At 40.3% G+C, this 16,113-nt stretch carries 17 protein-coding genes; 3 read left to right on the top strand and 14 right to left on the bottom strand.

Features of this window, described 5'->3' with window-relative positions:
- Positions 1–43 precede the first annotated feature (43 nt).
- From AC075J_RS14245 to AC075J_RS14220, 6 genes are all read right to left on the bottom strand, one after another.
- Entirely contained in the window at positions 44–268 is a 225-nt protein-coding gene (locus AC075J_RS14245; protein WP_009244748.1) for a hypothetical protein, read from the bottom strand.
- 393 nt (positions 269–661) lie between these two features.
- Complete coding sequence (locus AC075J_RS14240) at positions 662–2,455, bottom strand: DUF4209 domain-containing protein (RefSeq protein ID WP_476390457.1); 1,794 nt, start codon at positions 2,453–2,455, stop codon at positions 662–664.
- Positions 2,456–2,578: 123 nt separating this feature from the next.
- On the bottom strand, positions 2,579–3,961 hold the full coding sequence (locus AC075J_RS14235) for a DUF6034 family protein (protein ID WP_476390456.1): 1,383 nt from the start codon (positions 3,959–3,961) through the stop codon (positions 2,579–2,581).
- Between the two features lie 110 nt (positions 3,962–4,071).
- Positions 4,072–5,331: a sensor histidine kinase gene (locus AC075J_RS14230; RefSeq protein WP_476390455.1), complete on the bottom strand. Its 1,260-nt coding sequence runs from the start codon at positions 5,329–5,331 to the stop codon at positions 4,072–4,074.
- 2 nt (positions 5,332–5,333) lie between these two features.
- The gene (locus AC075J_RS14225; protein WP_476390454.1) at positions 5,334–5,993 is read right to left on the bottom strand and encodes a response regulator transcription factor; all 660 of its coding nucleotides are present in this window, start codon (positions 5,991–5,993) and stop codon (positions 5,334–5,336) included.
- 273 nt (positions 5,994–6,266) lie between these two features.
- Positions 6,267–6,467, bottom strand: coding sequence for a hypothetical protein (locus AC075J_RS14220; RefSeq protein WP_119253124.1), 201 nt, complete (start codon positions 6,465–6,467; stop codon positions 6,267–6,269).
- A 434-nt stretch (positions 6,468–6,901) separates the two neighbouring features.
- Here AC075J_RS14220 and AC075J_RS14215 point away from each other — a divergent pair, with 434 nt between their 5' ends.
- Together AC075J_RS14215 and AC075J_RS14210 are read left to right on the top strand one after the other, a co-directional pair.
- The gene (locus AC075J_RS14215) at positions 6,902–7,381 is read left to right on the top strand and encodes a sigma-70 family RNA polymerase sigma factor (protein ID WP_476390453.1); all 480 of its coding nucleotides are present in this window, start codon (positions 6,902–6,904) and stop codon (positions 7,379–7,381) included.
- A complete protein-coding gene (locus AC075J_RS14210) occupies positions 7,378–8,820 on the top strand; it encodes a hypothetical protein (protein WP_476390452.1) in 1,443 nt (480 codons plus the stop codon). Before AC075J_RS14215 ends, AC075J_RS14210 begins: the two co-directional genes overlap by 4 nt.
- Positions 8,821–8,907: 87 nt before the next feature.
- Here AC075J_RS14210 and AC075J_RS14205 read toward each other — a convergent pair whose 3' ends face one another.
- From AC075J_RS14205 to AC075J_RS14175, 7 genes are all read right to left on the bottom strand, one after another.
- A complete protein-coding gene (locus AC075J_RS14205; RefSeq protein ID WP_476390451.1) occupies positions 8,908–10,656 on the bottom strand; it encodes a M56 family metallopeptidase in 1,749 nt (582 codons plus the stop codon).
- A 6-nt stretch (positions 10,657–10,662) separates the two neighbouring features.
- Positions 10,663–11,052, bottom strand: coding sequence for a BlaI/MecI/CopY family transcriptional regulator (locus AC075J_RS14200; protein WP_026649345.1), 390 nt, complete (start codon positions 11,050–11,052; stop codon positions 10,663–10,665).
- Positions 11,053–11,184: 132 nt separating this feature from the next.
- The gene (locus AC075J_RS14195) at positions 11,185–12,027 is read right to left on the bottom strand and encodes a hypothetical protein (RefSeq protein WP_173702404.1); all 843 of its coding nucleotides are present in this window, start codon (positions 12,025–12,027) and stop codon (positions 11,185–11,187) included.
- Positions 12,028–12,654: 627 nt separating this feature from the next.
- A complete protein-coding gene (locus AC075J_RS14190) occupies positions 12,655–12,966 on the bottom strand; it encodes a hypothetical protein (protein WP_049896285.1) in 312 nt (103 codons plus the stop codon).
- A 171-nt stretch (positions 12,967–13,137) separates the two neighbouring features.
- Positions 13,138–14,085, bottom strand: a complete 948-nt coding sequence (locus AC075J_RS14185; protein WP_370865179.1) for an AAA family ATPase — start codon at positions 14,083–14,085, stop codon at positions 13,138–13,140.
- The gene (locus tag AC075J_RS14180; RefSeq protein WP_243104687.1) at positions 14,078–14,233 is read right to left on the bottom strand and encodes a hypothetical protein; all 156 of its coding nucleotides are present in this window, start codon (positions 14,231–14,233) and stop codon (positions 14,078–14,080) included. Before AC075J_RS14180 ends, AC075J_RS14185 begins: the two co-directional genes overlap by 8 nt.
- Before the next feature lie 36 nt (positions 14,234–14,269).
- Positions 14,270–14,566: a hypothetical protein gene (locus AC075J_RS14175; RefSeq protein ID WP_476390450.1), complete on the bottom strand. Its 297-nt coding sequence runs from the start codon at positions 14,564–14,566 to the stop codon at positions 14,270–14,272.
- Positions 14,567–14,736: 170 nt separating this feature from the next.
- Here AC075J_RS14175 and AC075J_RS14170 point away from each other — a divergent pair, with 170 nt between their 5' ends.
- Positions 14,737–15,444: a tyrosine-type recombinase/integrase gene (locus tag AC075J_RS14170; RefSeq protein ID WP_119253145.1), complete on the top strand. Its 708-nt coding sequence runs from the start codon at positions 14,737–14,739 to the stop codon at positions 15,442–15,444.
- A 127-nt stretch (positions 15,445–15,571) separates the two neighbouring features.
- Here AC075J_RS14170 and AC075J_RS14165 read toward each other — a convergent pair whose 3' ends face one another.
- Positions 15,572–15,973 (bottom strand): hypothetical protein, encoded by a 402-nt coding sequence (locus AC075J_RS14165; RefSeq protein ID WP_119253128.1) that lies wholly within the window; start codon positions 15,971–15,973, stop codon positions 15,572–15,574.
- Between the last annotated feature and the right edge of the window lie 140 nt (positions 15,974–16,113).

Below are 16,113 nucleotides of genomic sequence, written 5' to 3'. Positions count from 1 at the left end.
TCAGGATATTCCTGAACCAATTCAAATACTGGTTTGTTTAAGTCTAATTTCTTTGCCATATAAACATCCACACCTTTCTATCTTTCCTTGTTACAAAATAAAATAACCTAAATTCCCTAAAATAATCTGTTGCTCCAGCAACATTTCTCAATGTCTCTGTTGTGTGTCCAGCACCTCCGACAATAATATTTTTCTTTGCCACTTCGTTCTGAATGGCTTCAGCAAGAATATCACCACCGGCTATAATGCTTCCTCCAAATAAAACCATTACACCAGCCTGATTGATTCCAATTTTTTTCTAATACATTTTGTGTAAATTCTTCTATATCACGCTTGCCACAAAATTCTCCCAAAATATTAATTGCTTTTGCTTTTTACATAACTCACCTCATAAAATTCCGATTGAGATTTCACCTGTTTTAAGAGATTTAATAACTGTTATATTTTATTTCAAAATATATGTTTATGAAAAACACTCTGACTACTAATAAGTTGGAGTATTTTTATAATTCATATTATATTTATAGATTTACTCTCAGTGCTACACATTCCGGGGGTTGAGGCCGTCCCCAAAGTGCGTTTTGATATCCAAACGCTATGCTTGCCAGGTACTTCCGAACACTTTTTAAGGAAACCATACCATCCGTCCAACCATTTTATATTAATTCTCATCCATATTATCTTTCTTCTCCATCAGCTGTTTCAGCTTTTTATTTATTTTACTTCTATTCTCCTCCTGTAATTTTCCGCAGAATAGATAGCAAAATTTCAGTGCAAACCACCAGATATACAAAGCTTTGAAGCTCTGGAATGCCTGATCATCCAGCATTCCATGTGCCACATTGTTGCGCATGTTAAATCCAAATTTTGAACAGAAAATCGTATTTAAAGCAAATATAAGGTCTTCATCCAGGCTTTCTTTTACTCCTTCCAATTCTAAGACAGCGTGCATTGGTTTTACTTCTTCAATCCCTTCTTCATTCATGTTGTAAACAGGTTCTCCACATTCCACTGCCAGATATCTTACTGCATTTTCTATCTGTGGAATCAGGATACTTAGCGCCGTCAAAAAATCTCCTGAAAAGCCAAACATAAGACCCTTGGTATACGATTCTTTTCTCCCCTCCGGAATCGCACAACTTACATCTACAATCTTTTTTACATCACTCTCTTCGATCACAAATCTGGAACGAATATATTCAAACGTATTTCTCACCAGGATCTGTGCAAAATAATCCATCTCCATGGCTGCTGTCCGCTCCATATTATCCTTAAGAGCTCCTTCATCAATTGTTCCATCGTGCTTTTTCACAGGCCTGCTTTTAGCAATTAATTTTCCTCCTTTTCCAAGGATTGCCGCTGGAAATATCGTGTGCAGGATCCCAGTCCTATTTAATACTTGATCCTTTACCCTTTCTCTTTCCGGAATCGGAAGAAATGAAGCAAAATAACACAGTGCTTCTTCCTTATCAAGATCCTCCAGTTGACGGAACAGTTCTTTTACAATGCCACTGGCATCCTGTTTATCACTCCATACCATCATCTCCGAAAGAGAAGCTTCTTCTATCTGTGCTATTTCCTGCAACAGTGCCTTTCTTTCTTCTTCCGTACCCTGTATGGTCTTTAACAACTGAATAACCTCTTTCAAATAGTGAATCTTTCTCATTAAATTTCCTTTGGAAGAGCCCCCGGCATATTCAGCCTCCATCCGGACAGCCTGAATCTTACGTCTTCGTATCGCAATCAGTTTAGGTTCAGTAATACACTTTTTCTTCTGCCAGTTATTTTTTCTGCAATAGAGTTCTTCCAACAGATCACAAAACTTACCAATGAGCGGTGGATCACAGCTATTATCATCGTAAGTTTTCAAGATATTTTCCACATAAGGGATCAGATATCCTGTATCCACTTTTTCCTCCATGGCAGTTTTTATCAAATATCCAATTTTTGCGTGGCTGCTGTTATCATACTCTTCTAATACTTTTATCAGCAGATTCTTTCGCACCTCTTCATTGATTTCCTTGCTTCGGATTTTTTTAGAGATAAACAAGATCCGGTTTATAGCCATGATATGATCTGCAAATGCACCGGTGTTCTTCAAGTGTTCGCAATAAGCCGTTTCTGCTATTTTTGCATTTGAAAAATCATTTTCCACAACCCATAAAAAATCCGATATCTTTGCCTTGTTGATCGGTGCGATGGGATAGCTTCGGATTTCCTCCAGCAATGCCTGATACTCTTCTCTATTTATATCTTTCCGATTCCAAATGCTGCGGGCATAGGAAAACGGTACGTCTTTAGGCGTATCAATCCATCGTTCCACAATAATATCCACCAGAAGATTCCTGAATTCCCCATCCATCGGTCTGCGGAAATCTGCCAGTGCCTTCTCTACCGTATGATAATCAGATTCTTTTAAAATCTCTGCGATCTGCTCTGCCATTTTTTCTGCCATACATATTCCTCCAACCTTTTTCTATAGGAAAAGTATAACGTATTTTTCTTTTTCCTGTAAAGCAGAAAGACCTGAAAATCCAGGTCTTTCTGTCATCATTAATTAAAAATTGAAATTCACACTCTATTTTATATCCTTGGAGCCCATAGAAGCCGCCCATCCAGCCTGAATCCTTTGTATTACGCTTCCATCCCGTGCATCGATCGTAAGAAGTGGAACACCTGCATCATCCATTATCACATCTCCCATGACCAGTCCATCCTCCCCATTTCCGTACTCATACTCTGGCTCTTTGGATGTCCAGGTTCCATAAAAATCCCACACCGGGATCAGGACTGCTTCGGTATCGCTGCCTTCACTGTCTGGCATGCACATATAACCCAGCTGTACCTTTGTTATGGTTATCTCCGCACTCTGTGCATCAATGGACGGATAACGGTAGTGGCTTCCTCCATCGACAGAGATCAGCCGATTCCTGTCTTCTGTCATGACCTGCAAAGTGATCGTTTTTTCAAAGATATCCTTGACCTCATCAAAAGGAAGTAAGAACAGCCTCTCATCGGAAGCATTCGATGCTTCTATGGGATTTCTGTGCAGAAAACTCTGAAGTGTCCCACTGCAAAAGTCCATCGTCAATACTTCATTTTCCCATCCTTCAGACTGTCCTTCATGAAGTGTTCCATCTTCGTTTTCCCATTCAAGAGCCTGCTCATTAACAGGCAAAGAGGTTTCCCTCACATAATTAACCGGAACCCCGTCTATCATCCGTTCAAAAATGAAGTCATCTTTTTCCAGGGTAGTGCTTCCTTCAGTAAGTGCTTTTGAGGAACTTTCAAATATCTCCCAGTCTCCGGAAACAAGGCCTGAAACCTTCTCCTTTGCTTCCTTTTCAGAGATTTGGCCACTTCCTGCCTTTATATAATTTTGAAAGCGTTCTTCTCTTTCTTTTTTCTCACTTGATGCCAGGGTCATGTCCCCACAATCATCAAAGCTAAACTTCGCTATCTGAAATCCAAGTTCCTCCACATCCGATACCTGCTCACTCTGTGTATAAGAATACCGATAGGTCAGTCCATCTACTGTATATGTCCCCGCCTGTTCGTTCTCATTCTTCTCTTCCTGCATGGGCTGTCCTTTTCCGAATGTGTCTTTTATTTTATTCTGTTCTTCTTCAGGAATCGCCACTCTTTTTACTTTTTTTAAACAGATTGCATCTACATCCGGCACTTTTACCGGTGCATCCGCTGTCAGGGTAAAATTCATCGGAGTTTCTTTATCCTCCCGGTCCGCTGATCTTAGATCTGCCTGGATCGTTGTCTGGTATGTTTCCGGTGACTGTACCTGTTCGGCAACGGTTTTCTGAACTGTCTCCTTTTTCTCTTCTTTTTTCTGTTCTGTCTGATCCTTTTCTTCCACAACAGCAGACTGAACAACATGGTCACATCCAGATAATGTCAAAAGATTTATACACAGAACGGCTCCCATAAACATTTTTATTTTCTTCATCCTTTTTCCATCCTTTCCTTTCGGTATTAAAAAAGGTACCCTCTTCTTATGAGAAAAGAGTACCATATTGCTTCGCCGATGTATTCATCAAGATGTAAACAAATTGTAAATCAGAAGATGGCTCTTACCGTGGTCCCCTCTCTCTGTCTGCTTTCGATTTTCAGGCATCCGCCATGGATTTCGGCCACCTTCACACAGAGTGCCAGCCCAAGTCCGGATCCGCCTTCTTTTCGGCTTCGTGATTTGTCCACCATATAGAATGCATCTGTGATCTTTCCCAGTTCTTCCTCCGGGATCCCCATTCCGGTATCCGACACCTCAAAAATCTTTTTTCCGGCTTTCTCATAGGCCTTTACCCAAATGCTTCCACCGGCATCCGTAGCCTTTAGGGCATTGTCGATCAGGTTTATCAGAAGGCTTTCCATCAAGGCCGGATCCATTTTCATGGAAAAGGCTTCACATTCCATCTTGAGGTGCACCGCTTTCTTTTCTGCCTGTTCTTTTTCCATGTCTATGACATGGTTTAAAAGGTCACCTGCCGTGGTCATTTCCATCTGTATGGCATGGTTCTGATAAAGCCCCAGCATCTGCAGCATCTTCCCAGAAAGAGCCTCCAGGCGTTTTCCCTCCCGGTTGATATGTTCCAGTGCCCGGTCCTTCTGTTCATCTTTCAGCTTTACATGGCGCAGGGTATCCGAATACCCGATAATGGACGTTAACGGGGTACGCATTTCATGGGAAAGTGCCCCCATGAGCAGCTCCTGTTTCTCTGCCACTTCCTGTAGCTTCTCCATCTGTTCCACAGTTCTTCGCATCATCATGTAAATAAAAAGGCCGGCGATCAGGAACACAGACAGATAAATTCCCAAAAGCCAGACAGCGGTCTGTCTCAGCTCTGCAAAAAGCTCTGTGACTTCCCGAACAGAGAGGACTTCGTATCCTTCCGGTCTGGATAATGATTCCAGCTGGAGAAGGAGGTATTTCTGTCCCAGTTTCTGTATCTTGTAGGCATAAGGATTTCCTTCATCCTTTAAGCCTAAGTTTTCGAACCCCACAACTTTATAATCTGTCAGGTTTTCAATGACGGCATTGCTTTTTCGGTCGATGAGAGCCATGCCTTCCCCACAGCATCGCTGGAACTGAAAGCCCATATAAGCCCGCTTTCCAGTCTCGGACATCTGCTCATATTTGCTGTTATCCCAAAATTGTTCCAGGAGTACCTTGCCATTTTCCAGCTGTCTTCCGTAGGTCTCTGCAGCATTATTGAGGCTTCGTTTTCCTGTGATATAAAGACTTAGCGTTCCCACTGGGATCAGGGCACATAATAGCGTTACCAGCATAAGAAGTACCGTTCGTTTCCACAGCTTCATCCTTATTCCTCCAGACGGTATCCAAGTTTCGGGATCGTCCTGATCTCATCATAAAGTTCCAGCTTTTTTCTGAGCTGTCCGATATGGACATCCACCGTCCTGCTTTCCCCCAGGTAGTCTTCTCCCCAGACCCGTTTTAACAGTTCTTCCCTTCCAAGCGCAATGTTCTTATTTTGCAGGAGCAGCACAAAGAGGTCATATTCCATTGGCTTTAGGCTTACCGGAAGCCCGTCTTTGTAGACCCGATGGCTTTGCATGTCTACCAGGATGTTCCGGACCGTTAAGACTTTCTTGGCCCGTCCCGTCCTCTCCAGCACCTTCTCAATGCGTACCAGAAGTTCCAGCATCTCAAAAGGTTTTACCATATAATCTTCTGCACCCAGCTTTAATCCCTTCACCTTGGAAGCCACATCATCCTTTGCAGTCAGGTAGAGCACCGGAAGCTCCTTCTTTTTAAAATCCTCCATCAGTGCAAATCCGTCTTTTCCCGGCAGCATGATATCCACCACTGCCAGGTCTGCGTCCTCCTGCCATAAGAGCAGCCTCTGGGCTTCTTCCCCATCATACGCTGCCACAGTCTCATACCCTGCTGCCTCCAGGTTCATGCACAGCAATTCTGAAATTGCGCGGTCATCTTCTATCACCAAAATTTTATTTTTCATTCCTGATGCCACCTCTAACGCTTTTTCTATAGTATAGCTTTTTCTATAGTATAGCTTTTTTTATATCCCAAGCCTACATTGCATTTATTCTTGCCTTCTCATCATTTATACGCATCAAGACACGATAATGTGACCAGCTCAATTCAGGACACAGTGTGTCTTAAATTATAAATTCCGAACCCAATGAAAACTCCTATGAATGAACCGATAACGATGTTTAAAAAATAATTCAACTTTCTCAGCATGGCAGTGCACCCCTTTCTAAATTCCAATTTATTTCTTCTCATTGTTTTTGATAGCTTTTAGAATACAAATCCCCATTGCCAAAACAGGAAGCAGCTCCCTAAGAGTCCAAAATCCTTGAGGATCACCAAAATCAATATTTACATCTATAAACAATCCGATAAACCATGATGCTACCATGATTTGAGAAAATGTCCAATAATAAGGGAACAGCATTTTAGATGTGTTCATAAATGAGGGAACTCAAAATATATCGTGTCCACGGTTATGGGTACATTATAATATGCATAAAACACAGACTTACTAATTCCATTATTTAGAACTTGAAATGTCTGGATTATTCCCTCACATTCATGCAACAACAAATCTAATCTTTCAGACTGAACCATATATTTTTTCATGCTAATATGATAATACACATTAGCATGAAAGTAATCACAAATAACACCCATGAACAAATCTAATTTTAAAAATATCCTTTTGCAAATGCTTGTTTTTATTTCTTTCATTATGGAATACTATCGAAAGTAGACATCTTTTTTTGTGCAAAACCACGAACTTGTCCATTTATAAGAAAAAGGATAAATTATTAGGGATATTTTTGATTTCTGCACGTCTAATAGATGTAAAGAAAATGCTGGCTGGCAAAAAGAGGTGGTGTTTAAATGACAAAGGAACAACTTGGATCTCTGATCCTGGATTCAGAAAGACAATTATACTCAACTGCAAAAACGATTTTATTTAGTGACCATAACTGTGCAGATGCTATTCAGGAAACAATTGTGAAGGCTTTTTCCAACATCGGTACATTAAAAAACGATAACTATGCCCGAACCTGGTTAATCCGTATCTTAATCAACGAATGTTACAGCCTTGTGCGTAAATCCAGTAAAATTATCCCATTGGAAAATCTGGCTGACAGACAGGAACCGGAATCAGAAAAAACAAAAAATTACAGTGAATTGTATACAGCCGTAAATTCCTTAAAAGAGGAACTGCGTTTACCCGTTATTCTATACTACATAGAAGATTTCAGTGTAAAAGAAATCGCCCAGATCCTTGAAATATCGGAAGGTGCTGTTCAAAAGAGACTTGCAAGGGCAAGAGGAAAATTAAGGCAGGAATTACAGGAGGTGTCAATATGAGATTAGAAGATATGAAAAACGATATTCCCGAAACACCGGATTTTATCCATAATATGATTCAAAACGAGGTGACAAAGCAGCTGGCGGATAATAAAGTGGCGAATCTGCGAAGAAGAAAACGATGGACAGCTCCGAAAGTTGCCGCAGTGGCAGCTGCGTGTGCGCTGGCAGTTTCCACAGCAGTATATGCAGGAGCAAATCTGTATCACTGGTTTTTGGAAAAACAGGGTTCTTATGGTGTTTCAGTCAAAATTGATGCTGGTGATGCAGCAAAGAAGACCGTGCTTCCAGATGAGGTCCCAGAGGTGGATCTGTCTGCTAAATATGTTCCGGAGGGCATGAGCTGGATTGACGAGTACCATCTCCAATATCCTGAGCATGACATGACTGGCGGGTTCAGTTTTTCATCTGTCCTGTTGGATAAAAATGATCTGGGACAGGTAGTACAGGATCAGAATGTTATTGATAGTGAAGAGCGTACATTTGGAAAATACCAGGGGATATATCTCAAATATAATAGCATTACCGAAAACGGGGCTATTAACCAGAGAATTTACCTTGTCTGCCCGGATTTATATCGTGTGCTTATGATCTACATCGGAGATGATGTGTCAAAGGATGAAGCCATAAAAGTTGCAGAGAATCTGGTGATTGAGGGAAACACGACTATGGTAAAGACCGCCGGATTACCTACATGGAGCGGAGAGATGATATCTGAAAAGACAGAAGATGATAATGATGAAATAAGTACTTCTGTAAATGAGAAAAAACTACCCATTTACCAAATTGGTGACACTTTTGATCTGGATGTGATCGGTGAAAACACAAATGGTGAATATCTGGAAAAAACGATTTCTGCAAAGGTAGATTCTGTTCAAATTTCTGATGATCTTCAGCTTCTCGATCCGGACAAAATACCGCAAAAATGGACGGAAGCCGTTGATGCTGATGGAAAGCTATCTACAAACACATTGAATTATGTGAAGTCTGGCGATGGAATCGATTCCCTGGATGAAATTGTAAAGTCAGAGGAAGTGAATCAGAAGCTGGTCTATGTTACAGTTACCTATACCAATCATTCAAATGAGGAAATCGACCATATGCTTTATCTTGGTGCTTTACTGACTCTGACTAAGGAAAATGGAAAAATACAGCTTTACATTCCAACAGAACAGGCCGGCGATGGCTATGACTACATTAGCTGGACCGGCGTGGCAAAGACAGGGGAAATGGTATATTATAGTGTCTCTGAAAATTATGGCAACGGTGGAAACTATATTTCCTCTATAAAACCAGGCGAAAGTGTGCAGCTGAACATGGCCTGGATCGTAAATGAAAGCGACCTTAAAAATCTGTATCTGAATGTGACTGGGGACGGAGCTTCGTATGAGTTCTCTGAATATATACTGAAAAAGGGACTGGTAGATATTCGCAAATAATATGCTATCGTTTATGATCCCATTTTTTATATGTCATATATGAAAAAGCGTTTTTCGATTCCTTTTGGTTTCGAAAAACGCTTTCTTTTATTCTGTATAGATGTTCCCATTCTCATCCGTCCAGGTGCCATCACCATTGTCTGTGTATCCGACCCCATCTGCGTCACAATAGTAATAATCTCCGTTTGTTGTTTCTTTTACAGTAACGGTACCGTTACTGCCCTGGAGTTCATGCTGTTCCAGTTGGTTTCCGGAATAATAATCTTCGTCATTCCAGGTACGATATGAATTTCCATTGGCATCTGCCCAGTTTCCATCTCCCTGATAACTGTATCGGCTCCCATAATCATCAGAATAGGTCCCATCTCCGTTATCGTAAAGAACTCTGGATTCTTCATCTCCTCCACCCGGTGCTACAATTGATGCTACACCGGAAGTAGTAGTGAATCCACTGGTATATGGTACGCCTGCTGGCAGATTTTCATAAGATGAAACAGACCCGTTGTTGTCAGAGGTAATTCCATCATCGGTCGTTTCACTTACCTGTCCGCTGTTTTCCATGGCAGGTTCATCATTTGTTTCCGCATCCGCTTTTTCCTCTTCGTCTACAGAATCCTCTGTATCTGTATTCTCTGTCACTCCTCCTTCGTCCTGTGTTTCAGCAGCTTTCTGCATAGTTACCATTTCAGAAAACGGTGCATAATCCGGTACATTATTTTTCTCTGGATCTGCATTTTTTTCAATACCAGACTTCTCCGTCTCTACTGAAACTGTATCTGTCCCGGCAGAGACATTAAATACCAGATTACCGCCTGCAAGCAGCAGCGTCACAAGAATTCCCGGAAGAATTCCTTTGCGGAGTTTCCGAATGTTCACCATATACAGAATCCGATCTTTAAACACCATTTCGCTGTCATTAAGACTTGCTGTCACATATGGAATCTGATTTTCCATGGCCACTGTCCTGAGAAGCAGCTGTCGATATAATTTATGTTCCTTTTTATTAACTCTGCGAACAACCGCTGTATCACACAGATTTTCAATATCCTTATCCGCTTCTTTCAGCATGATAAGAAGAAAGGGATTGAACCAGTATATCGATGCACAGATTCGAAGGAGCATCTTATACCAGAGATCCCGATGACAATAATGTGTAAGTTCATGGTAAAAGATAAGTTTTCTTTCTTCTGCTGAATACCCGGTTGCTGGTAGATACAATTTTGTATGAAAAAGTCCCGCAAGAAGCGGTGTGGTAAGACCTGCGTTTTGCCTGAGCTCCGGTATTCTGCGTACGTGCTTCTTTTGACATGCTGCACGGTACATCTGAATACTCACTGTATCACTTACCTGCAGACTCATCCGTTCCAGATTCCTTATAGAAAAATAATATGCCAGCAATTCTCCTGTCAGTTTAAGTACCGCTACGCTCAGCCAGACAACAGCAAAAATCACAGCCACAATTCCCAGCCATTTATCTGATTCATACCTGACAGTTCTCTTTTGTTCCGGGATTTCTGTCAGATTTTTCATGTCATTGCTCGCAGATGATACGGTTTCTGTTACCTTCTGACTTCCCTCTGGTCTGACTGCGTAATCCGTTATCTTCGGGTTTTGCGTATTCTGTTGACTGCTTTTAAGTACTTTGAAATCCACCAGTGCCAGATTCGCCGGAAGGCGCACCGGAACACAAAGGCTTATCGTAATTAACAGCCAGATAAAGTACTTCCATCTCGCTGATACACGCCCTTTAAACAGAGTCGCAAGCACTTTTACCAGTAAAATTACTACTGCTGCAATAATGTTCAGTTTCAGAATGTGCAGAACAAGAACCTCCATAATTCGCTATTCCTCCCTGTCCTCCAGGTTCTTAAGAAATTCACTGAGATCCTGGACTTCTTCCGAGCTGATTTTCTTTCCATGATAAAGTGAAGTTACAAACTTTTTTAGTGAATTCCCATAAAGTTTCTCAAGAACACTCTGGCTTTCATGTGCCTGATAATCTGACTGCGAAACCAGAGGTGTATACAGATTCATTTTTCCCTGTTTCGTCACTTCCACGAAATTTTTGTTCTCCAATCTGGTCAACAATGACAAAATTGTTGTTGATGCAAGCTTTTTCTTCATATTGATCACTTTCTCAATCTCCGGTCTGGTCATCGGCGGAGTATTATTCCAAAGAACGAGCATAATATCCAGCTCTGATTCCGGAAGCCTCTGGTAAGTTTTTTTCACTCTTTCATACCTCCTGTTACATATTTTCTACAAATGTAGGAATAATTCTATTTTACCACGGTTCACGGAAATGGCAAGGGCTTTTGCACAATTTGCAAATACCCTTGCCATTCCTGCAGCTACTGACCACTATCAATCTATTTCTGTATAACTGTTGCCATTTTCATCACTCCATGTCCCGTCTCCGTTGTCCGTAAATCCTGTACCATTTTCGTCCTGGAAATAATAATCACCATTTGTAGTTTCCGTAACCGTCACAGTATTACCGTTTGCATCCTGAAGATCATGCTGCTCCAATGTATGTCCCAGATGATGAGTGTCATCATTCAGAGCTGAGTAGGTATTTCCATTTTCGTCGGTATAAGTTTCATCCCCATTATCGGTATAGTTCATTCCATCATCTCCACGATATTCACAAGAATAATCTTTGTGAAGAATGTAATTAATTTCAATGGTATTTCCATCACTGTCAACTAATGTCATTGGTGAGGTAGTAAGGATATCTGAATCTCCTCCTGACTTCTGACTGGCAGTATCTGTAGTTGCCTTATCAGAATCATCAGAAGAATCATCTGTCTGGTTTTCGTTCTCCTGTCTGGTAAGCGAAGGATTTCCAGGATAAGAAATATATTCTACAAATTTTCTGACGTCACTGATGTCATCTGCATCTTTTGCATATCCCACTGCCATGTACAGGCTGTTTCCCTCTGAATAAATTGTCTGATAGCAGGCATCGTATGTGTCATTGCATTTGGCAATCCCTGTTTTGACATCCTCCAGCGAATATTTATAGATATTTACATAATCATTTCCGTTCGTATAGCTTGCATAGGTACCTTCAGTATCTGCTTTTTCCCATTCAGATCCAGTCGGCGGCTGTGTATAGAAATCGTTATTTCCTGCTGCCATAACCGTTGCAGCTGAAAAAATCCCAAGTGTTGCTACCGTCATAAGTGTCATAAATTTTGTCTTCATCGTGGATTCTCCTAGAATTTTATTTTCTACATCTGTAGAAGTTAATTGTATTCTACAACTGTAGAATACAATTGTCAATTCTTTTTTTATATTTTTTTATCATCTCAGTTTAATTTCTATTTTTCCTTCCACTGGGCTATATAAATCCAGAGGATCTTCATCACTTTCATAAACACGTCCTTCGCCTTCTCCAAATGATTTTCGGCATACTGGACATGATAGCCAGAACTAACATTTTTTTTATTTTTCTGCAATCGTATTTCCATCAAAAGTTCCGTTTTACAACATTCCTGCAGTAAAAAAAGGCCTTCCCGGATAGACCATTATTGTTCCTGTCCATCCAGAAAGACCTGAAAATTAAAATGTTATATTTCTTAGAAATTTTCCATTAAATTTCTGCAAGCATTTAAATAAAATCATGGGTTTCGTTTTTCGCAAACTTCCCATCTAGGAAAGCAAAAGTTTTGTCTTTCATCCATGTTCCCATAAATGCTCCGAAAAGCAGGATAACTACAACCACCCGCATAGCAGGTGGTTTATTTGTTTCCCAAAGTTCCGTTTTTCGGATCAGCAAAAAATTTTACAATGGAAGAATACGGTAAAAGTCAACGGATTTTTTTACCAGTTTTACCCAATTTCCAGCTGTTCAAAAAAGACAGCCACATTGCAATAACTGCAATAACGATTCAGTGAATTATTTCCATCCATGATAAATTCCCAGGTATCTTTATAAGTACCACATACATAAAAACCATCGTCATGTAAATATTCCAGGAATTTTTCCAGCTGATCTGTATATTGGTCTGCGATGTCAAATGCCAGATCTTCCTTTTCATCATCAGTCAGATTTTCTGCCCGGTCATGCAGCACATGTTCCATATTTCTGGAAAAATAGTAGATCTCGTAGGGAAATCCTGCCACAGTTTTCCGGTTATACAAAGAATATACAATCTTTCTCTTGCTTAGATTTCTACGGATCAGCCGATCCTTATTTTTTGCCTCTATATGCGCATCAAAATATTTCGTTCATGATCGTTTACCAGTTTCGTAAATATAACAGCCAGTGCATCTTCATCCGTCGGCCCTTCTACAAGAAACTGAATAACTTTTTTAGTCATTAGCACGTATCCTTCCTGCCCGCCTCATAGCAAGCTCCATCTCATATATATTTGTTTCATTGTAGAGCTTTTCTTTTTGCCCGCCAAGCTTAATCGTCCGTAAATAAGATAACCGGGTATTTTGCGTATTTTTGATATAAGTAGATTTTATATAGCAATTCTCAGGATTCACAGTCGTATAAAGCAGAGAATCGTTTTCAAGAATCTCCAATGGGCGTAAGTTATGTGATGTAAAGATCAATTGTCCCTTAGCTTTATCCTGCATAACTTCCAGACATTCTCCCAATAAATACTCATAAATACTAGAATCCAGCTCGTCTACCACAAGGCAATAAGACTCCCTGTTATAGCAGGCAACTAAATTACTGCAAATAGAGATCAGCTTCTTTATTCCTGCGGATTCATACAAAAGAGGAATCCGGTTCTCTCCACGCATGGCAATGATTTCAAACTGCACTCCGTCTTTTCCATCCTTCAATAGCTTATCAAACGCATTATAAATTTCTATGTTGATCTCAGGTATTAATGATTTCATTACAATATTGATCTGCTTGATCGTATTTGCTACATAAGGAAAAACTTCTTTTGGCACCACATTTATATCTGTGAAGCGTAAGAAGATGCCTTCACCTTTTTTTGGTATCGTGTCCGACCAGTCAATATTAACCGGCATACTTTCCAAATTTAAGGATAAGTAGCCGTATTGTGCGTTTTCAACAACAGCAAGAGCATAAATTCCATATTTCTGAAAACACTGACTCAGTAAAGCAAGCAATGCAGCTTCACCCTCGGCTTTTTCAAAGACTTCCTGCGCTTTTCTTGAAAATAAAAAGGAACTTACCTCTGGAACGCCCTTTTCCTCATTATAGTTCTGTGTTGCCTGCTCTGCGACTCCAAGTGCAATGACATTCTGGATATCCTTAGAAAAACGCTCATACATATTCTACCAGATAGCATTTTTCTTCGATTTTCAGCTCAAAGCGATACTTTACAGTGGAGGTATCACTTGCTTCATTTATATAATAATAAAAATTTGACGGGATCTGACGTCCGGAAAGAAGATATTTCAGCAATACCATATAGTCCACAACTACTGTTTTTCCAGATCCATTGGCTCCGTAGATTCATAAAATGCTTCCCTTTTTGTTTTGGGGCATTTCAATTTCGCCGTGTATCACATTTTTTATGTTGTTGATTTCTATTCCCAAAAGCCGAACAACGTATTTCATCTCCATCACATCTCCTTTCAGCTCCATCCACCTGTACTCAGTATATCTTGCTATATTGCAAAAAACAATTCTTATTCTTATTTTGTTAATATTTTTAACATTATTTGAATTATTTTCATATAAACAAACAGGGTTTATGATAGATATGTTTATTTTTGAGTAGATAATGGATAATTGAGAATTATCGGACACATGGCTGTCTTATCATGCAGATGAAGCAAAATCGCGCCGTGCAATGCGGCAGCTGGCCCAGTACATGAATTCACAGGGCAGTGAATAAAGGATGTTCCGCTGACACCTGTAATAACAGGTTGGCTGCGATTAGATCTTATTTATGGTACGTAGCTGATGGCGAAATATCGATGCAGTCAATCGCTCTTGGGGCTTCAAAGGTCCCATTTATTAAGGGAACACAAAAGGTGAAGGAAACAATAAAGCCAGATGATCTTGCAGCCTTGCTGGCTGCCCCTTCCGACAGATCAAAAATAGGAATACGGGACAAGACTATACTGATTCTTCTGTACGATTCGGCTATAAGAGTATCTGAACTGCGAGAGTTAACTCTTGAATCTTTGAAGCTAAATGAAACGATACCTTATATCCGAGTTCATGGAAAAGGTGATAAGGAAAGAATTGTATCAATAACAGACAAAACTGTCGAGCACTTAAAAAGATACATAAAGATCTATCATTCGGAAACAAACGGTGATTATCCCCTGTTTTATACAGTGATCAAAGGAAATCTGTCTGCTATGTCAACCGGAAATGTAGAAAGAATACTGAACAAGTATGCAGAAAAAATAAGACCTGATCATCCTGGACTTCCGCAAAAGCTGTATCCACATATGCTCCGAAGAACCAGGGCTTGTGGACTGTATCAAAATGGAGTTGAACTTGAACTTGTATCCCGAATACTGGGACATACTTTCACTCAAACGACCCGTATATACGCATCTCCATCAATTGAAATGCTGAAAAAGGCCATGGAAAACAATAGTGTTGATGTATCTGAAACAGCTGAATGGCTAGATGATGAGGAAGAATTAGCTAGGATCTGTGGAATAAGATAATAATTATCCTCAGCTTTGAGAGTATTTTCACAATAATTATAGGGAATAAATGAAAAGCTGAGGATAAAAATATGCTGAGGATAATCCCATCGCCAGATACACCTTTTTAAATCCGGAAGCATCTGCATCATTCAGCATGGGTAAAAGCCTTTATGAGATGGCAGAGCATTTCCGGTGAAGTACCGGAAAATATCTCAGCTGACAGTCCCCTGGTATTTTTAATACGGATCATTGGCAGAGTTCCTGCCGAAATGCATGTACCGGATTCTTTTGGAGTATCTGTTTTCTTTGGATCTGGTGCAGGTGCGGGCAGTTCCACAAAATCAGCGGTTTCTGTGTCCTGCATCTGATCCAGGCATATCTGCCTGACACGCCGGAGACGGTAATAATAGTTGGCTTTTGTAAGATTATTTTGGGTACACCAGGTTTCAACATCCATCCCTTTGGGACGGTTCTGACAATTCCGGATCTGTTCTGCCCATTGTCTGATCCTGACCTGCTGAGCTACAAGGCTGGTTTGCGTAGCCATAATATTCCTCCTCTGAATCATAGTCAGTTAAAAAAGTTAAGTACTAAACTTTTTTGACTATATTATTTTGTTGAGTATGATTATGGCATAACTTGAAGTGAATAAAAAGATACTCAGGTTCTACCGTTTACCTAATATCC

The sequence above is a fragment of the Blautia sp. ZXY-1-C6 genome (genome assembly GCF_056339875.1).
The sequence above is the reverse complement of the archived record's forward strand: the minus strand, read 5'-3'. Positions and strand labels throughout refer to the sequence as shown.